Annotated in this window: 18 protein-coding genes; all 18 read right to left on the reverse strand. The window is 72.0% G+C overall.

Annotated elements, in window-relative coordinates:
* On the reverse strand, nt 1–708 hold the full coding sequence (rpe, locus tag FLL47_RS41375) for a ribulose-phosphate 3-epimerase (RefSeq protein WP_144128157.1): 708 nt from the start codon (nt 706–708) through the stop codon (nt 1–3).
* Between the two features lie 195 nt (nt 709–903).
* The gene (locus FLL47_RS41380) at nt 904–2,361 is read right to left on the reverse strand and encodes an RsmB/NOP family class I SAM-dependent RNA methyltransferase (RefSeq protein ID WP_246159323.1); all 1,458 of its coding nucleotides are present in this window, start codon (nt 2,359–2,361) and stop codon (nt 904–906) included.
* Nucleotides 2,358–3,284, reverse strand: a complete 927-nt coding sequence (fmt, locus tag FLL47_RS41385; protein ID WP_144128158.1) for a methionyl-tRNA formyltransferase — start codon at nt 3,282–3,284, stop codon at nt 2,358–2,360. The genes FLL47_RS41380 and fmt overlap by 4 nt, the downstream gene beginning before the upstream one ends.
* A gap of 3 nt (nt 3,285–3,287) precedes the next feature.
* Nucleotides 3,288–3,845, reverse strand: a complete 558-nt coding sequence (gene def / locus FLL47_RS41390) for a peptide deformylase (protein ID WP_144128159.1) — start codon at nt 3,843–3,845, stop codon at nt 3,288–3,290.
* 180 nt (nt 3,846–4,025) lie between these two features.
* Nucleotides 4,026–5,927, reverse strand: a complete 1,902-nt coding sequence (locus tag FLL47_RS41395) for a primosomal protein N' (protein ID WP_144128197.1) — start codon at nt 5,925–5,927, stop codon at nt 4,026–4,028.
* 251 nt (nt 5,928–6,178) lie between these two features.
* A complete protein-coding gene (gene metK, locus FLL47_RS41400) occupies nt 6,179–7,369 on the reverse strand; it encodes a methionine adenosyltransferase (protein WP_144128160.1) in 1,191 nt (396 codons plus the stop codon).
* A 132-nt stretch (nt 7,370–7,501) separates the two neighbouring features.
* Entirely contained in the window at nt 7,502–8,695 is a 1,194-nt protein-coding gene (gene coaBC, locus FLL47_RS41405; protein ID WP_144128161.1) for a bifunctional phosphopantothenoylcysteine decarboxylase/phosphopantothenate--cysteine ligase CoaBC, read from the reverse strand.
* Nucleotides 8,696–8,705: 10 nt separating this feature from the next.
* Nucleotides 8,706–8,972, reverse strand: a complete 267-nt coding sequence (rpoZ, locus tag FLL47_RS41410) for a DNA-directed RNA polymerase subunit omega (RefSeq protein ID WP_144128162.1) — start codon at nt 8,970–8,972, stop codon at nt 8,706–8,708.
* Nucleotides 8,973–9,024: 52 nt separating this feature from the next.
* Nucleotides 9,025–9,639 carry a guanylate kinase gene (gene gmk, locus FLL47_RS41415; RefSeq protein ID WP_144128163.1) on the reverse strand — a complete coding sequence of 205 codons (615 nt, stop codon included), beginning with the start codon at nt 9,637–9,639 and terminating at the stop codon, nt 9,025–9,027.
* 323 nt (nt 9,640–9,962) lie between these two features.
* The gene (gene mihF / locus FLL47_RS41420) at nt 9,963–10,277 is read right to left on the reverse strand and encodes an integration host factor, actinobacterial type (protein WP_120320109.1); all 315 of its coding nucleotides are present in this window, start codon (nt 10,275–10,277) and stop codon (nt 9,963–9,965) included.
* Nucleotides 10,278–10,489: 212 nt separating this feature from the next.
* Nucleotides 10,490–11,335, reverse strand: a complete 846-nt coding sequence (gene pyrF / locus FLL47_RS41425) for an orotidine-5'-phosphate decarboxylase (RefSeq protein ID WP_144128164.1) — start codon at nt 11,333–11,335, stop codon at nt 10,490–10,492.
* A 70-nt stretch (nt 11,336–11,405) separates the two neighbouring features.
* Complete coding sequence (locus FLL47_RS41430) at nt 11,406–12,665, reverse strand: adenosylmethionine--8-amino-7-oxononanoate transaminase (RefSeq protein ID WP_281286798.1); 1,260 nt, start codon at nt 12,663–12,665, stop codon at nt 11,406–11,408.
* 74 nt (nt 12,666–12,739) lie between these two features.
* Nucleotides 12,740–13,762, reverse strand: a complete 1,023-nt coding sequence (locus tag FLL47_RS41435; protein WP_144128166.1) for a quinone-dependent dihydroorotate dehydrogenase — start codon at nt 13,760–13,762, stop codon at nt 12,740–12,742.
* On the reverse strand, nt 13,759–17,097 hold the full coding sequence (gene carB, locus FLL47_RS41440) for a carbamoyl-phosphate synthase large subunit (RefSeq protein WP_144128167.1): 3,339 nt from the start codon (nt 17,095–17,097) through the stop codon (nt 13,759–13,761). Before carB ends, FLL47_RS41435 begins: the two co-directional genes overlap by 4 nt.
* Nucleotide 17,098: 1 nt before the next feature.
* On the reverse strand, nt 17,099–18,238 hold the full coding sequence (gene carA / locus FLL47_RS41445; RefSeq protein ID WP_144128168.1) for a glutamine-hydrolyzing carbamoyl-phosphate synthase small subunit: 1,140 nt from the start codon (nt 18,236–18,238) through the stop codon (nt 17,099–17,101).
* A complete protein-coding gene (locus FLL47_RS41450) occupies nt 18,235–19,512 on the reverse strand; it encodes a dihydroorotase (protein ID WP_144128169.1) in 1,278 nt (425 codons plus the stop codon). The genes carA and FLL47_RS41450 overlap by 4 nt, the downstream gene beginning before the upstream one ends.
* 20 nt (nt 19,513–19,532) lie before the next feature.
* Nucleotides 19,533–20,441 carry an aspartate carbamoyltransferase catalytic subunit gene (locus FLL47_RS41455; protein WP_144128170.1) on the reverse strand — a complete coding sequence of 303 codons (909 nt, stop codon included), beginning with the start codon at nt 20,439–20,441 and terminating at the stop codon, nt 19,533–19,535.
* A complete protein-coding gene (gene pyrR, locus FLL47_RS41460; protein WP_186316237.1) occupies nt 20,438–21,010 on the reverse strand; it encodes a bifunctional pyr operon transcriptional regulator/uracil phosphoribosyltransferase PyrR in 573 nt (190 codons plus the stop codon). The genes FLL47_RS41455 and pyrR overlap by 4 nt, the downstream gene beginning before the upstream one ends.
* Nucleotides 21,011–21,151: the final 141 nt, after the last annotated feature.

A 21,151-nucleotide genomic window follows, 5' to 3' on the forward strand; every position in this document is an offset into this window, starting at 1 on the left:
TCAAACTGTCGTGCCCCCACTGTCCGATCTGGTCTGACGGGCGACGGCCGCCTGCGCCAGAGCACGCAGTTTACGACAGGCCTCGGCGGGGTCGTCGGCTCCGTACACCGCGGTGCCCGCGACGAACGCGTCGGCGCCCGCCAGCGCCGCGGCCTCGATGGTGTCGTCGGCGATGCCGCCGTCGACCTCGATCCGGATGTCCAGGTGGCCGGCATCGGCATGCCGCCGCGCGGTGCGCACCTTGTCCAGCATCTCCGGCATGAACCGCTGCCCGCCGAAGCCCGCCTTGATGGTCATCACCAGCAGCGTGTCGAAATACGGCAGCAGTTCCAGGTACGGCTCGATCGGGGTGTCGCGGTCCACCGCGAGCCCGGCCAGCGTCCCTGCCGCGCGCAGGTCCTTGGCCAGCGCCACCGGGTCTGCGCAGGCTTCCGCATGGAACGTCACGTTGTACGCGCCGAGCTGCGCGTAGGCCGGGGCCCAGCGTTTCGGGTCCTCGATCATCAGATGGCAGTCGAAGGGGATGCCGGTCGCCTGGCGCAGGCTCTCCACCACGGCCGGCCCGATGGTCAGGTTGGGCACGAAGTGGTTGTCCATCACGTCGACGTGCAACCAGTCCGCCGCGCCCTCGACCGCGTGCGCCTCGTCGGCGAGCCGCGCGAAGTCGGCGGCGAGGATGCTGGGGGCGATGATGATGTCGGGCGTCACACGATCAGCTTACGGAGCGTGAACCGGTGTGCGCCCGCCCGTCCCCCTCCCGCCGTCACACGGCAGGAGGGGTAAACCTGGTCGTTCAGCCCTTGCGGCGCACCGTTACCCGGCAGCCGCCGCCACGCGGCAGGTCAACGATCTCAGGCCTTGCGGCGCACCATGCCCGGCGGCCGTCGCAGAAGGGCAGCCGCCTCAGGCCTTGCGGCGCAGCAGGGCCAGGAACATGGCGTCGGTGCCGTGCCGGTGCGGCCACAGTTGCACCGTGGGCCCGTCGCCGAGGCCGGGCATGCCGGCCGGCAGCGACGCGCGGGCGTCGACGAACTCGACGTCCAGTCCGGAACGGCGCACCGCCTCGGTCACGCTGACCTGCGTCTCCACCAGGTGCGGGGAGCAGGTCACGTACGCCACCAGACCGCCGGGGCGCACCGCGCGCAGCGCCGCGGTGATCAGTTCCCGCTGCAGCTTGGTCAGCGGAGGAAGGTCGGAGGGCTGCCGCCGCCAACGCGACTCCGGACGTCGCCGCAGCGAGCCCAGGCCCGTGCACGGCGCGTCGACCAGCACGCGGTCGAAGCCGCCCTCGGGCAGGTCCCGATCCGCGCCGACGCTGCGCCCGTCGGTGCAGACGACGGTCGCGGGCAGGCCGCGCACCGCGTTGGCGACCATCTTCGCCCGGTGCTCGGTGACCTCGACCGCGGTCAGGTGCGCGCCGCGCTGCGCGGCCAGCGCCGCCAGCAGGCCCGCCTTGCCGCCGGGACCGGCGCACAGGTCCAGCCAGCGCTCGTCCTGACCCTCCAGCGGGGCGTCGATCAGCGCGCTGGCCACCAGCTGGCTGCCCTCGTCCTGCACGTGCGCCCGGCCGGTCTTGATCTCGACCAGCTCGCCCGGCGAGCCGCCGCCGAGGTAGACGGCGTACGGCGAGAACGCGCCGGGCTGCCCGCCGACGGCGTCGGCCAGGTCGATCGCGTCGGACCGGCCGGGGCGTGCGCACAGGTGCACCTCGGGCCGGTCGTTGTCGGCGCCGAGCAGCTGGGCGGTCTCGGCGAGATCGCCGCCGAGCGCCTCCCGGAACGCCCGTACGATCCACTCCGGATGGTTCTCGGTGACCGCGAGGTGGCCGACCGGGTCGTCCTGCTCGGACGGTGCGACCTGGGCCAGCCAGGCGTCCAGGTCGCGCTCGGCGATCCGGCGCATGACCGCGTTGGCGAAACCGGCCGCACCCGGCGCGACCGAGTGCACCAGGTCGACCGTGGAGGCCACGGCGGCGTGGGCGGGCACCCTGGTGTGCAGCACCTGGTATGCCCCGAGGCGCAGCGCGTCACGGGCCGGCGGGTCGATGCGCGAGATGTCACGGTCGGCCGCCGCCGCGATGATCATGTCGAGGGTGCCCCGGGCGCGCAGCGTGCCGTAGGTCAGCTCGGTGGCGAACGCCGCGTCGCGGCCGAACAGGCCCGCCTCGCGGAGCAGCCCCGGCAGCACCAGGTTCGCGTACGCGTCGTCGCGGTGCACCGCCAGCAGGGCCTGGTACGCCGCCATCCGGGCCGGGTCGTGGGCAGGCCGCCCGGCTCGTGGCCCGCGCCCGCCCCGGGCGTCGCGGTCGTGCTGGCGCGGCTTGGCCGCACCGGAGCTGCTGCCCCCGCGGAACGATGTCACGAGAAGCTGTCCTCACCCTCGACGCGGACCCCGCGGGCCCAGTCCACCGCCGACATGGGCTTCTTGCCCGCGGCACGTACCTCACCCAGCTCCACCGGACTGGTGGCGGTGCCGACCAGCACCCGGCGCTTCTCGACCAGCAGATCGCCGGGCTTGAGCGCGGGGCCGTCGGCGACCGGTGACACCGGCCCGAGCTTGACCCGCTCACCGCGGAACGTCGTCCACGCGCCAGGGCCGGGCGTGGTCGCGCGCACCCGCCGGTCCACGGCGAACGCGGGCTCGCTCCAGCGCACCTCGGCGTCCTCGACGGTGATCTTCGGAGCCAGGGTGACGCCGTCGGCCGGCTGCGCCACGGCGCGTGCCGCGCCCGCGCCGATCGCGTCGAGCACCGTCACCAGCAGCCCCGCGCCGTCCACCGCGAGCCGCTCCAGCAGGTCGCCGGAGGTGTCGCGGGGGCGGATCTGCTCGATCAGCGTGCCGAACACCGGCCCGGTGTCCAGGCCCGCCTCGAGTTGGAACACCGAGGCTCCGGTGAACTCGTCGCCGTGCCAGACCGAGTGCTGCACCGGGGCCGCGCCACGCCACGCGGGCAGCAGCGAGAAGTGCAGGTTCACCCAGCCCTGCGCGGGGATGTCCAGGGCGGCCTGGGGCACCAGTGCGCCGTACGCGACGACCGGCACGCAGTCGGGGGCCAGCTCGCGCAGCCGGTCGAGGAACTCGGGCTCACGGGGCCGGGCCGGGGTGAGCACCTCAATGCCGCGCTCGTCGGCCCAGGCGGCCACGTGCGAGCGCACCATCCGCCGCCCGCGGCCCGAGGGCGCGTCGGGGCGGGTGACCACGGCCAGCAACTCGTGGCCGGACTTCTCGATGGCGTCCAGGGAGGGCAGCGCCACCTCGGGCGTGCCGGCGAAGACCAGTCGCACGGGCTACCTCCCCAGACCGAACGGGCTCGGCGCGGCGTGCGGGGAGACCTTCACCACGGTCCGGGTCGGGTCGTACCAGTCGGCGCGGCGGATGTCGCGCAGCGCGGTCTTGCGCGAGGCCATGTCCAGCCGGTCGATGAAGATGACGCCGTCGAGGTGGTCGGTCTCGTGCTGGATGCAGCGCGACATCAGGCCGGTGCCGACGATCTGCAGCGCGTCGCCGGACTCGTTGAAGCCCTTGGCGATGACGTTCTTGCGGCGCTTGGTGTCGTAGTACAGCCCCGGCACGGACAGGCAGCCCTCGTCGCCGTCCATCTCCTCCTCGTCGGGGAAGTGCAGCACCGGGTTGATGAGGTGGCCGACGACGTCGTCCACGTCGAAGCTGAACACCCGCAGCCCGACGCCGATCTGCGGCGCGGCCAGTCCCACGCCTCCGGCATCGCGCATGGTCTCGGTCAGGTCGCGCACGAGGCCGCGCAGTTCCTTGTCGAAGGTGACCACCTCGTCGGCGGCGGTGCGCAGCACCGGATCACCGAAGAGTCGGATGGGCTGGACGGTCACAGGGGTCGTCTCCTCGGCAGTCGTACGAAGGGCAGTGCTGATCAGTCTACGGAGTGCCTCCTGCCCGCCTGCACGATCGGTCATGCGGCGCAGAGTTCGTCCGGTTTTCGACGCTCGACATCACACCCCGGGCCGATCGCCCGGATCCACGCCTGGACCGCGTACGCATCGACGCGCCGGTCAGAGCTCGTGCGGATCCAGTTGGATGCGGACCGGGTGGGCGGCCTTGCGCAGACTGCGCACGCCGGCCGCATCGTGCAGCGCCCTGGCCAGGGCCAGGCCACCGGCCCGGCCGGTGCGCAGCAGCATCCGCTCCTCGTCCTCGCCCACCGGCAGCGGACCCAGGACCTGCACGCCCTCCGGCAGCTCGGCCAGGTCCAGCAGGTCGTTGACAGCCTCCGCCTGCCCGGTCAGCGTGGCCATCCGGGCCGCGGGCGGGAAGCCCAGTTCGCGGCGCTCCCCCAGCTCCCGTTCGGCCAGCCAGGCCGGGTCCCAGCGCACCAGCGCCTGCACCGTGGCCAGGCCGCTGTCGGCCACCACGACCACCTTGCCGCCCCGCCCCGCCGGGCGGGCCAGCGCCGCGGCGTTGAACCAGCGCCGCGCCGCCTCCTCCGCGGCCCGCAGATCGGCACGGGTCAGCAGCGCCCACGCGTCCAGCAGCAGCACCGCGCCGTAGCCGCCCTCGGCGACCGGCTCCGCGCCCGGCGTGGCCAGCACCAGTGCCGCCTCCGCGGGCACCGTGGCCAGCACCGCGTCCCGCCCCGAGGTGCGCACCGGCACACCCGGCAGGGCCCGGCCCAGCTCCTCCGCGGTACGCCGCACGCCCGTCACCGCGGCCCGCAGCCGCCGCCCACCGCAGGCCGGGCAGGCCCAGCCCGCGGCCGGCCGGGCACACCAGCGGCACGTGGCCACACCGGCGGCGCTGCCCAGCGCCAGCGGACCGGCGCAGTGGGCGCAGCGGGCCCGCTCGCGGCACTCCTGACAGGAGACCGCCGGCACGTATCCCCGCCGTGGCACCTGCACCAGCACCGGCGCACCGGCGGCCAGGGAGTCGCGGGCGGCCAGCCAAGCGGCGCTGGGCAGCCGCGCCGACGCGGCGGCCGGGTCGCGGGCCAGCTGGTTGTCGTCGGCGGGCTGCACCACGGGCGCGTACCGCCGCAGCTGGTCACGGTTGGCGGCGATCTCCTTGGCCCAGCCGGTGGCCAGCAGCAGCTGCGCCTCGGCGGTCCGCGCGAACCCGCCCACCAGCACCGCCGCGTCCTGCTGCTGCGCGCGGGTGAGCAGCACCTGCCGGGCGTGCGGATACGGCGAGCGCGGCTCGGCGTGCAGGTCGTCGCCGTCGTCCCAGATCACCACCAGGCCCAGGTCCGGCACCGGGGCGAACGCGGCCGCACGGGTGCCCGCCACCGCGGCGACCTGGCCGCGCCGGGCCCGCAGGAAACGGCGATACCGTTCGGTGGGCCCCAGCGCGGCGGCCAGCGCCACGTGCCGGTCCGGCCCCAGCAACGCGGTCAGGGCGGTGTCCAGGCGCTCCAGGTCGCGGGCGTCGGCCACCACGACCACCGCGCCGCGGCCCGCATGCAGCGTCGCGGCGACGGCCTCGGCGATCCGGTCCGGCCACTGCTCCCCCGGCAGCGCCGACCACACTGCCCGCGGCGCACGCCCCTCGCCCAGCGCCCGCAGGAACGCCTCCCCCGCCGGATACCGCTGCCAGCCCTCGTGCGGCGGCTCCGGAACGCGGCCTTCGGGGGCGGGCGGGGCCGGTTCAGCCTCGACCTTCGCCTGCCGGGGCGGCACCGCCAGGCGCAGCACGTCGGCGAGGCCGCCCGCGTACCGGTCGGCGATCTCGCGGGCGGCGCGCAGCACCTGCGGATCGAGCACAGGCTCGGCCGAGACGACCTTCTCCAGCCAGGACAGCCGGCCCTCGTGGGTGGTGTCCTCGACCCGGTCCAGCAGCCACCCGTCGACGAGCTGCCCGCTGAAGCGCACCTTCACCCGCGTCCCCGGCCACGCCTTGACGTCGAGGTCGTCCGGCACGCGATAGTCGAAGGTGCGGTCCAGGTGCGGCAGCGGCACGTCCACGCACACCCGCGCGACGGGCAGGCGCTCGGCCGGCTCACGATCACGTTTCGGGCGCGGGGTCACCAGGAAGTCTTAGCAGACCCCTCCGACTCCCCAACCACGCCCATGTCGCGCGTCGCGCACCACCCCGCCACGAATAGACGCTGGCCTATCCCATCGAGATTTCGACGATCGAACTCGATGCGATAGGCCAGCGTCTATGGAAAACGGGGAGCGGACCGTCTCGCCCGGCGCGGGGCGGGGCGGGGCTGTCAGCTGACGGCGGACTTGAGGTCGGCGACGCGGTCGGTGCGCTCCCAGGTCAGGTCCGGCAGCTCGCGGCCGAAGTGGCCGTAGGCGGCGGTCTGCCGGTAGATCGGGCGCAGCAGGTCCAGGTCACGGATGATCGCGGCGGGACGCAGGTCGAAGACCTCGCCGATCGCCCGCTCGATGCGCTCGACCGACACCGTCTCGGTGCCGAACGTCTCCACGAACAGGCTCACCGGCTTGGCCTTGCCGATGGCGTACGCCACCTGCACCTCGCAGCGCTCGGCCAGGCCGGCCGCGACGACGTTCTTGGCCACCCAGCGCATGGCGTACGCCGCCGAGCGGTCGACCTTCGACGGGTCCTTGCCGGAGAACGCGCCGCCGCCGTGGCGGGCGTAGCCGCCGTACGTGTCAACGATGATCTTGCGGCCGGTGAGGCCGGCGTCGCCCATCGGGCCGCCGATCTCGAAGCGGCCGGTCGGGTTGACCAGCAGCCGGTAGCCCTCGGTGTCCAGGCCCAGGCCGTCGAGCTCGGGCGCGATGACATGCTCGCGCACGTCGGGCGTGAGCAGCGACTCCAGCGAGATGTCGGGCGCGTGCTGCGAGGACACGACGACCGTGTTCAGGCGCACCGGCTTGAAGCCGTCGTACTCGATGGTGACCTGGGTCTTGCCGTCGGGGCGCAGGTAGGGAATCGCGCCGTCCTTGCGGGCCGCGGTGAGGCGGCGGGCCAGCCGGTGCGCCAGCGCGATCGGCAGCGGCATCAGCTCGGGCGTCTCCGAGCAGGCGAAGCCGAACATCATGCCCTGGTCGCCCGCGCCCTGCGCGTCGAGGGTGTCCGCGCCTTCGCCGGAGCGCTGCTCCAGCGCGCTGTCGACGCCCTGCGCGATGTCGGGCGACTGCGAGCCGATCGACACGCTCACGCCGCAGGAAGCGCCGTCGAAGCCCTTCTTGGAGGAGTCGTAGCCGATGCCGAGGATCGTGTCGCGCACGATGGTCGGGATGTCGGCGTACGCCTTGGTGGTCACCTCGCCGGCTACGTGCACCTGACCGGTCGTGATCAGCGTCTCGACCGCGACGCGGCTGCGGGCGTCCTGGGCGAGCAGCGCATCCAGGATGCCGTCGCTGATCTGATCAGCGATCTTGTCCGGGTGACCCTCGGTGACCGACTCCGAGGTGAACAGGCGACGTGCCACTCGATTCTCCAATACAGCGCTTGATGACGATGAATGGACCGTAAGGCCATCGGCGTCCTGGCGAAAGTCTAGTTCCATACAACGCCGCACGGGTGCAAGCCCTGCCCGAGAGTCCGCAGGGCGGGACGGCGGTCACAGCAGTGTGACGACCTGATCCCAGACCGCGTCGGCGAGATCGTCCTTGCTCCGGGCGGGCAGTTCGCGCTGCGAGCCGTCCGCGCCGAGCACGACCGCCTCGTTGTGGTCGGCTCCGAAGACCTTGTCGATGCCGACCTCGTTGACCACGATCAGGTCGGCGCGCTTGCGCAGCAGCTTGCCGCGGGCGTGCTCCAGCGCGTCGTGCGTCTCGGCGGCAAAGGCCACCAGCACCTGGCCGGGGCGCTTACCTGCGCCCAGTTCAGCCGCGATGTCCGGATTCACGGCTAGCTCGATGACCGGGGCGTCGCCGTCGGCGGTCTTCTTGATCTTCTGATCGGCGTACACCAGGGGGCGGAAGTCGGCCGGCGCTGCCGCCATGACCACCGCGTCGGCCTCCTTGGCCGCGCCGATCACGGCGTCCCGCAGTTCCGCGGTGGTGCCGACCCGCACCAGGTCCACACCGGCAGGCGTGGGCAGCGACACGTTGGCGGCGACGAGCGTCACCCGGGCGCCCCGGGCGATCGCGGTGCGCGCGAAGGCGTACCCCTGCTTGCCCGAGGAGCGGTTGCCCAGGAAGCGCACCGGGTCCAGCGGCTCACGGGTGCCGCCGGCGGTGACCACGACATGGCGGCCGCTCAGGTCGGCGCGCGGCGCGGCGCCGCGGGCCAGCACCCGCAGCGCCATCTCGAAGATCTGCTCCGGGTCGGGCAGCCGCCCCTTGCCGGTGTCCTTGCCGGTGAGCCGGCCGACGGCAGGCTCGATCACCAGCGCACCACGGCGGCGCAGCGTCGCGACGTTGTCGGCGGTGGCCGGATGCTCCCACATCTCGGTGTGCATCGCCGGGGCGAACACGACCGGACACCGCGCGGTGAGCAGGGTGTTGGTGAGCAGGTCGTCGGCCATGCCATGGGCGGCCTTGGCCAGCAGGTCGGCCGTGGCGGGCACGACCAGCACCAGGTCGGCCGTCTGCCCGAGTTTGACGTGCGGCACCTGCGGCACGTCAGACCAGACCTCGGTCGCGGCCGGCTGGCCCGACAGCGCCTCCCAGGTCGGCGCGCCGACGAAGCGCAGCGCGGAGGCGGTGGGCACCACGCGCACCGAGTGGCCGGACTCGGTGAGCAGGCGCAGCAGCTCGCAGGCCTTGTAGGCGGCGATGCCGCCGCCTACACCCAGGACGACGCGAGCCATGTCGGGAGGCTCAGGGCTCGTTGGTCGGCTCAGCGGTGAGCAGCCCGGCGTTGATCTCCCGCATGGAGATCGACAGCGCCTTCTCCTGCGGGGTGGTCTCCACCAGCGGCCCGACGTACTCCAGCAGGCCCTCGCCGAGCTGGCTGTAGTAGGCGTTGATCTGCCGTGCGCGCTTGGCCGCGAAGATCACCAGCGAGTACTTCGACGACGTCTTGTCGAGCAGCTCGTCGATCGGCGGGTTGGTGATGCCTTCGGGGTGGGCGACGGTTCCAGCCACAGGTCCAGTCCTTGTCGTAGGCAGTGCGTGCGGAGATGAGTGGTGCCGGGCGCTAAACGCGCGGGCGTGCAGCGGCGAGCGCCGGCGAACCGAGCAATCCTACCAACTCGTCCGCGGCGCGCTCGAGGTAGTCGTTCACGACAGTCGAGTCGAACTCGGACTCCGCGGCCAGTTCCTCGTCGGCGTGGGCCAGGCGGCGGCGGATGGTGTCCGGGCTCTCGGTGCCCCGGCCGATCAGGCGGCGGCGCAACTCCTCGCGGCTGGGCGGAGCGAGGAAGACGAGCTGGGCGTCCGGCATGGCCTCACGGACCTGGCGGGCGCCCTGCAGGTCGATCTTCAGCAGCGCCGGGATGCCGGCGCCGAGCCGGCCCTCCACCGCGGCGCGCGGTGTGCCGTAGAGGTTGCCGGCGAACTCGGCCCACTCCAGCAGCATGCCGCCGTCGACCAGGCGCTCGAATTCGGTGCGGTTGACGAACGTGTAGTGCTTGCCGTCGATCTCGTAGTCGCGCTTCTTGCGGGTGGTGACCGAGACGGACAGCCATACCCAGGGAGAACGCTTCCGGATGACCTCGATGACGGCATCCTTGCCGACACCGGAAGGACCGGATAGCACGGTCAGGCGGGCGGGCGCGGCCGCTCTGGCGGCGAGCGGTACGTCGTCTTCCATTCTCAAGTTCTACCCAATCGAGGAGCGGCGGTGGCAGCCGGGCCCCTGTTTGAGCAGTACGTCACCATAACTTAACAGGGGGTTCCGGCCCGGATGGGGCCTTCCTGCCCTCAGAAACGAACCAGCGGCGCTGTCGAAACGACAGCGCCGCCGGGCGACGATCTGCGCAACGTTCCGCTCACCCGATGGTGTGAGTCTCACTCACGCCGGATGGCAGGCCGTTGCGGTGGGCAGGCGGTGGAGCCTCGGCACACCGCTGCCCGTTCGCCGCGGACGGGGCGTCCGCCCGCGGCGAGGTTGTTCCGCTGACGAGGTTCGTCGGCTCAGGCCGCGAACTCGGCCAGCAGCGCCTTGCGCTGCTGGTCGCCCAGCCCGCGCAGGCGGCGGGAGTCGGCGATCTTCAGCTTCTCCATGATCTGCGTGGCCCGGATCTTGCCGATGCCGGGGAGCGCCTGCAGCACGGCCGAAACCTTGAGCTTGCCGACGACATCGTCGCCCTCGGCGCGGTCAAGCACGGCGGCCAGGGTGGTCTTGCCCTGCTTGAGCTGCTCCTTGAGCTCAGCCCGAGCCTTGCGGACCTCCGCGGCCTTCTCCAGCGCGGCAGCGCGCTGCTCTGGGGTCAGTGACGGGAGCGGCACCAGTTCTCCTCAGGTCCTCTTGGTCACGCCGACGGGATCGCCGGCGTGTGGTGCGTCGGGTTCCCCACCAGACTCGGCGGCTAACCTTCGGCACCCGTTGCTGGTGAAAACCCGCGTGACTGGTGGGCCACGCGAGCAGATCAGGCCAGCGCCGGGAAACCTAGCGGTCGACGGCGTTTTCGGCAACGTCACCGCGCATGATCACGGAAAGGTCACGACCGGCCCGGACGTCCCAATGCGTCCCGGCAGGCATCGAGAGTCCGAGATGCCGCGTCCCGAAGCGATTGCACGTCGGGGCCCGCACCGAGTACCTCGCGCGACGACGAGGGCAGCACCGCGCCGAGGCTCCCGGCGAAGATCCGGCGAAGATCGTCGGCCGTTCCGCCCTGCGCGCCGAGCCCCGGAACGAGGAACGGGCCGTTCACCTGGGACAGGTCGTGACCGGTTTCGCCGATGGTCGCCCCGACCACGAGTCCGAGGCTGCCGAGCGGCTCCACACCCTTGTTGAGCTGGGAAATCTCGTCGATGATCGTCTGCGCGACGGTACGGCCGTCGATACCCCGAGCATGCTGCACGGCCGGACCCTCCGGGTTGGACGTGAGAGCCAGAACGAAGACGCCCCCGCCGTGGTCAGCCGCCATGTCGAACATCGGCGCGAGCGATCCGAAGCCGAGGAACGGGCTCGCGGTGATCGCATCGACATACATGGGCCTCGATGGATTCAGATACGCGTCGGCGTACGCGGCAGCCGTCGAGCCGATGTCGCCTCGCTTCGCGTCGAGAAGCACAAGGGTTCCGGCCTGCCTAAACTGTCGGATAGTTGACTCAAGAATCTCCACTCCGCGAGACCCGAATCGCTCGAAAAAGGCCGACTGCGGCTTGACGACGGCGACCCTTCCGGCCAGCGCGTCGACCGCTGTCCGGCAGAACGACGCAACCCCTTCCGCGTCGTCGGACAGGCCCCACGCCTTCAGCAGCGAGCTGTGCGGGTCGATCCCGACACACAGCGGACCGCGCTCGTCCATCGCCCGCGCCAGGCGCGCACCGAACGGCTCCATGAATTCTCCTCACTCTCGGACGTGACCGTCGCGCCCGCACGGTCGACGCAACGACCGCACGGGTCACCCGTCACGACGAACAGGCGGCAGCGGCCGCGTACATCGCCTTCGTGATCGCCGACACATCCTCATCGGAGCTGACGAACGGCGGCATCGTGTAGATCAGGTCGCGGAACGGGCGCAGCCACACACCGTGTCGCACCGCGGCGGCCGTGGCGGTGGCCATGTCCACGTCGTGGTCGAGCTGCACCACGCCGATCGCGCCCAGCACGCGCACGTCGGCGACGCCGGGCAGCTCGCGCACCGGCGCCAGGCCGGCACGCAGCCCTGCCTCGATACGGCGTACGTCGGCCCGCCAGTCACCCGACAGCAGCAGCCCGATGCTGGCGCTGGCGACCGCGCAGGCCAGCGGGTTGCCCATGAACGTGGGTCCGTGCGCGAGCACCGGCACCGCGCCCTCGGAGATGCCCCGGGCCACCTCGGCGGTGCACAGCGCGGCGGCGAGTGTCAGATATCCGCCGGTCAGCGCCTTGCCGACGCACATCACGTCGGGTGTCACCCCGGCATGGTCGGCGGCGAACAGCTCGCCGGTACGCCCGAAACCGGTGGCGATCTCGTCGAACACCAGCAGCACGTCGAACTCGTCGCACAGCTCCCGCAGCGCGCGCAGGTAACGCGGGTCGTGGAAGCGCATGCCGCCCGCGCCCTGCACCACCGGCTCGACGATGACCGCGGCCAGCTCATCGGCGTGCGCGGCGAGCGCCTGCTTGAGCACCGTCACATAGGACTCGTCGTACTCCACCGGGGGCATGTCCACGAACACCTGGCGGGGCAGCGCGTCGCCCCAGAGGGAGTGCATGCCGCCGTCGGGGTCGCACACGCTCATCGGCTGCCACGTGTCGCCGTGGTAGCCGCCGCGCCACGTGGCCAGCCGCCGCTTGGCCGGACGGCCGCGCGACACCTGGTACTGCAGGCACATCTTGACCGCGACCTCGACGCTGACCGAGCCGGAGTCGGCCAGGAACACGTGCTCCAGCCCGTCCGGGGTGATGTCGACCAGGGTCTTGGCCAGGCGCACCGCGGGTTCGTGGGTGAGCCCGCCGAACATGACATGGCTCATCCGCCCGAGCTGGTCGGTCACCGCGGCGTCCAGCACCGGGTGCCGGTAGCCGTGGATCGCCGCCCACCAGCTCGACATGCCGTCGACCAGCTCGCGCCCGTCGGCCAGCCGCAGCCGGGTGCCTGCCGCGCTCGCCACCACGAGCGGCTCGGCGCGACCCGGCATCGGGCCGTACGGGTGCCACACGTGCGCCCGGTCCAGCCCCAGCAACTCGTCCTGTGTGAAAGGAAGGGCACCTTCACCACGGTTTCCGTTGTGGAAGGTGCCCTTCTCGACCTCGTCGGTCACCGTGCGGCCTCCGGGGCGCGGGCTGCGGCGGCGCGCACGAGCGCGGGGCCGTGGTAGATGAATCCGGTGTAGAGCTGCACCAGGCTCGCGCCCGCGTCGAACATGCGGGCCACGTCGTCGGCGGTCATCAGGCCGCCCACGCCGATGATCGGCAGGCGGCCGTTCGTCTCGGTGTGCACGAACGACACCACCTTCTGCGCGCGCTCGGTCAGCGGCGCGCCGGACAGCCCGCCCGCCTGCGCCGCCGTGGCCTGGTCGGCCGGGGCGACGCCGTCACGGCTGAGCGTGGTGTTGGTCGCGATCAGACCGGCGACGCCGCGGGCCAGGCAGACCTCGAGCAGTTCCGCGACGGCGTGCTCGGTCAGATCCGGCGCGATCTTCACCAGGACCGGGCGCTCCCCGGTCAGCGCCGCCAGGATCGCGTCCAACTGGTCCCGGTCCTGCAGGCTGCGCAGACCCGGTGTGTTGGGCGAGGAGACGTTCACGGCGAAGTAGTCGCCGTAGGACTTCAGCGCGTCGTACGACGCCCGGTAGTCGGCAACCGCCTCCTCCAGCGGGGTCACCTTGGACTTGCCCAGCGAGATGCCCAGCGGCACGCCCAGCGGGCCGAGCGCGGCCAGCCGCTGCGCCAGGGCGTGCGCGCCCTCGTTGTTGAAGCCCATCCGGTTGATGATCGCCCGGCTGTCCGGCAGCCGGAACAGCCGCGGCCGGTCGTTGCCCGGCTGCGCCAGCGCGGTCACCGTGCCGACCTCGACGAAGCCGAACCCGAGCGCGGGCCACGCCTTCAGCGCGACCCCGTTCTTGTCCATGCCCGCCGCCAGCCCGACCGCATTCGGAAACCGCACCCCGAACAGGTCCACCGGCCGGTCCAGCGCATAGCGGCGCTTGAGCAGGCTCAGCACGGCGGGCTGCCGGGAGATCCCCGCCAGCCGCCGCAGCGTCCACTCGTGCGCGTGCTCGGCGTCACCGCCCCCGATCCGGAACAACCGGGGGCGGACCACCTTCTCGAACAGGGTCACGCCGACAGCTCCGGGCGGATGACGGCGTGCAGGTGCTGCAGCGGGCGCACGGTCATGTCACCCCGGATGAGCGCCTCGATGCCCATCACGGCCGCGGCGGCGCCGGGCACGGTGGTGCAGCAGGGGATGTCGGCGGAGACGGCGGCGGAGCGGATCTCGTAGCCGTCGGAGCGGGCCTTGGCGCCGGAGCCCTGCGGGGTGTTGATGACCATCTTCACCTCGCCGGAGGCGATCAGGGAGACCGCGTCGCGGTCGGCGTCCTCGCTGTGCTTGCCGACGACCTCGCAGACGATGCCGTGGCGGCGCAGCACCTCGCCGGTGCCGACGGTGGCCACGATCTCGAAGCCGAGGTCGGCCAGCCGCTTGATCGGGAAGATCATGCCCCGCTTGTCGCGGTTGGCGACCGAGACGAAGATCTTGCCGCTGGTCGGGAGCATGCCGTACGCCGCGGCCTGGGACTTGGCGAAGGAGTGCCCGAACGCCATGTCGATGCCCATGACCTCGCCGGTGGACTTCATCTCCGGCGACAGCAGGGTGTCGACGCCCTTGCCGGCCGGCGTGCGGAACCGCTTGAACGGCAGCACCGCCTCCTTGACCGCGACCGGGGAGTTCTCGGGCAGCAGCCCGCCGTCACCGGTGGCCAGCAGCATGCCCTCGGCGCGCAGCTCGGCGATCGTCGCGCCGAGCATGATCCTGGCGGCCGCCTTGGCCAGCGGCACCGCGGTCGCCTTGGAGACGAACGGCACGGTGCGCGAGGCGCGCGGGTTGGCCTCCAGCACGTAGAGCATGTCGTCCTTCAGCGCGTACTGCACGTTGAGCAGGCCCTGCACGCCCACGCCGCGGGCGATGGCCTCGGTGTACTCGCGCACGATGTCGAGGTGCCGCCCGCCGAGGGTGATCGGCGGCAGCGCGCACGCCGAGTCGCCGGAGTGGATGCCGGCCTCCTCGATGTGCTCCATCACGCCGCCGATGTAGACGTTGCCGTCGGCGTCGCAGAGCGCGTCCACGTCGATCTCGATGGCGTCGTCGAGGAACCGGTCCACCAGCACCGGGTGCTCCGGCGAGATGTCGGTGGCGCGGGTGATGTAGTCGCGCAGCGTGGCGTCGTCGTAGACGATCTCCATGCCGCGTCCGCCGAGCACGTACGACGGCCGGACCAGCACCGGGTAGCCGACCTCGTCGGCGATGTGCTTGGCGTCCTCGTACGAGATGGCGGTGCCGTGCGCGGGAGCCCGCAGCCCGGCCTCGGCCAGCACCCGGCCGAACGCGCCGCGCTCCTCGGCGAGGTGGATCGACTCGGGGCTGGTGCCCACGATCGGCACCCCGGCGTTCTTGAGCCGCTGCGCCAGGCCCAGCGGGGTCTGCCCGCCCAGCTGCACGATGACGCCGACGACGCCGGGACCGCCCGCGGCCACACCGGTGCTGTGCTCGACGTGCACCACCTCGAGGACGTCCTCGAAGGTCAGCGGCTCGAAGTAGAGCCGGTCGGCGGTGTCGTAGTCGGTGGAGACGGTCTCCGGGTTGCAGTTGACCATGACGGTCTCGTACCGGCCCTTGAGCGCCATGACCGCGTGCACGCACGAGTAGTCGAACTCGATGCCCTGCCCGATGCGGTTCGGCCCGGAGCCCAGGATCAGCACCTTCGGCCGGGCGCTCGGGGCGACCTCGGTCTCCTCGTCGTAGGACGAGTAGTGGTACGGCGTCGCGGCGGCGAACTCGGCGGCGCAGGTGTCGACCGTCTTGTAGACCGGCCGCACCCCGAGGCGGTGGCGCAGGATGCGCACCCCGTCCTCGCCCGCGAACTCCGGCCGCAGCGCGGCGAGCTGCCGGTCGGACAGGCCGGCCCGCTTGGCCTTGCGCAGCAGCCGCAGGTCGACCACCGGCGCGTCGAGGATCTCGGCGCGCAGCTCGACCAGGCCCAGGATCTGGTCCACGAACCACGGGTCGATGCCGCCCGAGGCCGCGGTGACCTGGGCGACGGTCGCGCCGTGGCGCAGCGCCTCCTCGACGGCGTAGAGCCGTCCGTCGTGCGGGGTGCGCAGCGCGTGCAGCGCCTCCTCGGCGGAACCGAAGCGGTCCGGCGCGGTCCAGAAGCCGGCCGCCTTCGTCTCCATCGAGCGCATCGCCTTGTTCAGCGCCTCGGGGAAGTTGCGGCCCAGGCTCATCGCCTCGCCGACCGACTTCATGGTGGTGGTCAGCTCCGGGTCGGCCCCGGGGAACTTCTCGAACGCGAAGCGCGGAATCTTCACCACGACGTAGTCCAGCGTCGGCTCGAACGCGGCCGGCGTCTTCAGCGTGATGTCGTTGGGGATCTCGTCGAGGGTGTAGCCGATGGCCAGCTTCGCCGCGATCTTCGCGATCGGGAAGCCGGTGGCCTTGGACGCCAGCGCCGAGGAGCGCGACACCCGGGGGTTCATCTCGATGACCACGATGCGCCCGTTCTCCGGGTTGATCGCGAACTGGATGTTGCAGCCGCCGGTGTCGACGCCGACCTCGCGCAGCACCGCGATGCCCAGATCGCGCATCTCCTGGTACTCGCGGTCGGTCAGGGTCATCGCGGGGGCCACGGTCACCGAGTCGCCGGTGTGCACGCCCATCGGGTCGATGTTCTCGATCGAGCAGATGACGACCACGTTGTCGTGCTTGTCGCGCATCAGCTCGAGCTCGTACTCCTTCCAGCCGAGCACGCTCTCCTCGATGAGCACCTCGGTCACCGGGGAGGCGGCCAGGCCGCTGCCCGCGATCAGGTCGAGCTGCTCCGGGGTGTGCGCCATGCCCGAACCGAGGCCGCCCATGGTGAACGACGGCCGGATGACGACCGGCAGGCCCAGCTCGGCGACGGTGTCGCGGACCTCGTCCATGGAGTGGCAGACCCGGCTGCGCGGCACCAGGTCGCCGGTCAGCCCGAGCCGGGCCCCGGCCTTGGCCACGACGCCCTTGAACAGCTGCCGGTCCTCGCCGCGGCGGATCGCCTCGATGTCGGCGCCGATCAGCTCCACGCCGTATTTCTCCAGCACCCCCGACTCGTACAGGGCCACCGCGGTGTTCAGCGCGGTCTGCCCGCCCAGGGTCGGCAGCAGCGCGTCGGGGCGCTCGGCCGCGATGACCTTCTCCACGAACTCGGGCGTGATCGGCTCGATGTAGGTGGCGTCGGCGAACTCGGGGTCGGTCATGATGGTCGCCGGGTTCGAGTTGACCAGGCTGACCCGCAGCCCCTCGCTGCGCAGCACCTGGCAGGCCTGGGTGCCGGAGTAGTCGAACTCGCAGGCCTGGCCGATGACGATCGGCCCGGAGCCGATGACCATGACGTGCTTGAGATCAGTCCGCTTCGGCATCTCACTTGCCTCCGTTGATGAGTTGCTTACGGACCTGGCCGGGTCGTTCGACGAGTTCCACGAACCGGTCGAACAGGTAGTCGGCGTCGTGCGGCCCCGCTGCCGCCTCCGGGTGGTACTGCACGGTGAAGGCGGGCACGTCGAGCGCGCGCAGGCCCTCCACCACGTTGTCGTTCAGGCACACGTGGGACACCTCGACCCGGCCGAAGGCGGTGTCGGCCACGCCGTCGAGCGGCGCGTCGACCGCGAAGCCGTGGTTGTGCGAGGTGACCTCGACCTTGCCGGTGGTGCGGTCCATCACCGGCTGGTTGATGCCACGGTGGCCGTAACCCAGCTTGTACGTGCCGAAGCCGAGCGCGCGGCCCAGGATCTGGCTGCCGAAGCAGATGCCGAACAGCGGCATGCTCCGCTTCATCACCTCCTGCGCCAGCATCACCGCGTGGTCGGCGGTGGCCGGGTCGCCGGGGCCGGGCGAGAAGAACACCGCGTCGGCGCCGACCGACAGCAGGTCGCCGAGGGTGGAGTTGGCGGGCAGCACGTGCGTGGTCACGCCGCGCGCGGCCAGCCGCCGGGGCACGTTGCGCTTGATGCCCAGGTCGAGAGCCGCGACGGTGAAGCGGTGCTCGCCGACGGCGTCGACGGTGTACGCCTCGGGCGTGGAGACCTCCAGGGACAGGTCCGCCCCGGTCATCTGCGGCTGCTCCAGCACCCGGGCCAGCAGCGCCTGCGGGTCGCGCTCGACGCTGGACACGCCGACCCGCATCGCGCCGCGCTCACGCAGGTGGCGGGTCAGCGCGCGGGTGTCGACGCCGCTGATGCCGACCACGCCGGAGCGGGCCAGCCGGGTGGCCAGGTCCTCGGTCGAGCGCCAGTTCGACGGCACCCGGGCCGGGTCGCGGACCACGTAGCCGGCGACCCAGATGCGGTCGGACTCGTCGTCCTCGTCGTTGACGCCGGTGTTGCCGATGTGCGGCGCGGTCTGCACCACGACCTGGCGGTGGTACGACGGGTCGGTGAGGGTCTCCTGGTAGCCGGTCATGCCGGTGGTGAAGACCGCCTCGCCGAAGGTCTCGCCGACGGACCCGTAGGACTCACCGCGGAAGACGCGGCCGTCCTCCAAGACCAAGATTGCGTCGGTCACTTCTGTACCTTTCCGTCGAGCACCGTCGGCACGCCCCGCAGGAAGGTGGCGACGATCCGGCCGGGCACGGTCATCCCGGCGTACGGCGTGTTGTGGCTGAGACTGGCCAGCCCGGTCGGGTCGACGTCCCACCGCACCGTGGGGTCGACCAGCGTCAGGTTCGCGGGAGCACCCGCGACCAGCGCGTTGCCGTGCCCGTCCAGGCCCGCGATGCGGGCGGGGGCGTACGACATGCGCTCGGCGATGAGCGGCCAGTCCTCACCCAGCACGTCGAGGACGATCGGCAGCGCGGTCTCCAGGCCGAGCATGCCGGGGCGGGCGTACGCCCACTCGCACTCCTTGTCCTCCGCGGCGTGCGGGGCGTGGTCGGTGGCCACGATGTCGATCGTGCCGTCGCGCAGGCCCTCGCGCAGCGCCTCGACGTCGGCGTCGGTGCGCAGCGGCGGGTTCACCTTGTAGACGGGGTCGTAGGACTCCGCCTTCTCGTGCGTGAGCAGCAGGTGGTGCGGGGTGACCTCGGCGGTGACGCGTACGCCCCGCGCCTTGGCCATCCGGATGATCTCGACGCTGCCCGCGGTGGACACGTGGCAGACGTGCAGGCGTGCGCCGACGTGCCCGGCCAGCAGCACGTCCCGCGCGATGATCGACTCCTCGGCGACCGCGGGCCAGCCGGTCAGGCCGAGCCGGGCCGAGACGTCGCCTTCGTGCATCTGCGCGCCCTGGGTGAGCCGGGGCTCCTCGGCGTGCTGGGCGATGACGCCGTCGAACGCCTTGACGTACTCCAGCGCCCGGCGCATCAGCCGCGGGTCGGCCACGCAGAAGCCGTCGTCGGAGAAGATCCGCACCCGGGCGGCCGAGTCGGCCATCGCGCCCAGCTCGGCCAGGCGCTCGCCGGCCAGCCCGACGGTGACCGCGCCGATCGGCTGCACGTCGACCAGTCCGGCCTCCTGACCCAGCCGGTACACCTGCTCGACCACGCCCGCGGTGTCGGCGACCGGGGAGGTGTTGGCCATCGCGCAGACGGCGGTGTAGCCGCCGAGCGCCGCGGCGCGCGAGCCGGTGTACACCGTCTCGGCGTCCTCGCGGCCCGGCTCGCGCAGGTGGGTGTGCAGGTCGACCAGGCCGGGCAGGGCCACCAGGCCGGTGCCGTCGACGACCTCGGCACCGTCGGCAGCCAGGCCCGCGCCGATCTCGGCGATGACGCCGCCGCGCAGCAGCAGGTCGGTCGGCTCGCCGCCCAGCACACGGGCGTTGCGGATCAGGATGTCGGTCACGGGCGTCCTCCGGACGGCGGTCATCGGGCTCCTCCGAGGAGGAGGTACAGGCAGGCCATCCGCACGGAGACGCCGTTGGTGACCTGTTCGACGATGGTGGAGCGGGGCGAGTCGGCCACCTCGGGCGTGATCTCCATGCCGCGGTTCATCGGGCCGGGGTGCATCACGATCCCGTGGGCGGGCATCCGGCGCAGCCGGGCGCCGTCGAGGCCGTAGCGGCGGGAGTACTCCCGCGCCGAGGGGAAGTAGGAGTCGGTCATGCGCTCCTTCTGCACCCGCAGCATCATCACCACGTCGGCCTGCGGCAGCACCGCATCGAGGTCGTAGGCGACCTGGACCGAGGCGTTGAGGTCGGTGGGCACCAGCGTCGGCGGCCCGACCAGGGTCACCTTCGCGCCCAGGGTGTTGAGCAGCAGCACGTTGGAGCGGGCCACCCGGCTGTGCAGCACGTCGCCGACGATGGCCACGTGCAGGCCGTCGAGCCGGCCCATCCGCGAGCGCATCGTGTACGCGTCCAGCAGCGCCTGCGTCGGGTGCTCGTGGGTGCCGTCGCCGGCGTTGAGCACGCTGCCGGTGACCCAGTTGGCCAGGCGGTGCGGCGCGCCGGAGGCGGGGTGGCGGATGACGACCGCGTCGGCGCCCATGGCCTGCAGCGTCCAGGCGGTGTCCTTGAGGCTCTCGCCCTTCTCCACGCTGGAGCCCTTGGCCGAGAAGTTGATCACGTCGGCGCTCAGCCGCTTCGCGGCGGCCTCGAACGAGATCCGGGTGCGGGTGGAGTCCTCGTAGAAGAGGTTCACCACGGTGCGGCCCCGCAGCGTGGGCAGCTTCTTGATCTCGCGACCGGAGACGCTGGCCATCTCGGTGGCGATGTCGAGGATCTCGGTCGCGGTGGCCGCGTCCAGGTCGGCCGTCGACAGCAGGTGCTTCATCGGGTACCGCCCTTCGAACCGGTGGTGAGGACGACCTCGTCGGTCCCGTCGATCTCCACCAACTTCACTTTGACCTGCTCGGACAGGGCGGTGGGGATGTTCTTGCCGACATAGTCGGCCCGGATCGGCAGCTGCCGGTGGCCCCGGTCGACGAGCACGGCCAGCTGCACGGCCGCGGGGCGGCCGAGGTCGGACAGGGCGTCGAGGGCGGCCCGGATGGTGCGGCCGGAGAACAGCACGTCGTCGACGAGGATGACCTTGCGGCCGTCCACGCCGCCCGCGGGCTCCTCGGTGCGTCCGACCGCGCGTACGGAGCTGCTGCGCAGGTCGTCGCGGTAGAGCGTGATGTCGAGGATGCCGACGGGCACCTGTACACCTTCGAAGGCGTGGATGCGCTCGGCGAGGCGGCGGGCGATCGGCACCCCGCGGGTGGCGATGCCCATCAGCACCACGTCACGTGCCCCGGAGGTCTTCTCGAGGATCTGGTGCGCAATGCGGTCCAGCACGCGGGAGACGTCCGCGGCGGAGATGACGATCTTGGTGGGAGCCGGCCCGGCCGGCTGCTGCACTGGAGCGTTCGACTCGTCTGTCGTTGGGCGCGCCAAGGCAGACCTCCTTCCCCGCCTCACCGGACGGGTCGTTAAAGGATGTCAAGGTCATGATCGGCGGCGTAGCCGACGCCCATCTGATCAGTAAACTTAGCAGTGTGA

The sequence above is a fragment of the Catellatospora sichuanensis genome, assembly GCF_007483665.1.
Classification (GTDB): domain Bacteria; phylum Actinomycetota; class Actinomycetes; order Mycobacteriales; family Micromonosporaceae; genus Catellatospora; species Catellatospora sichuanensis.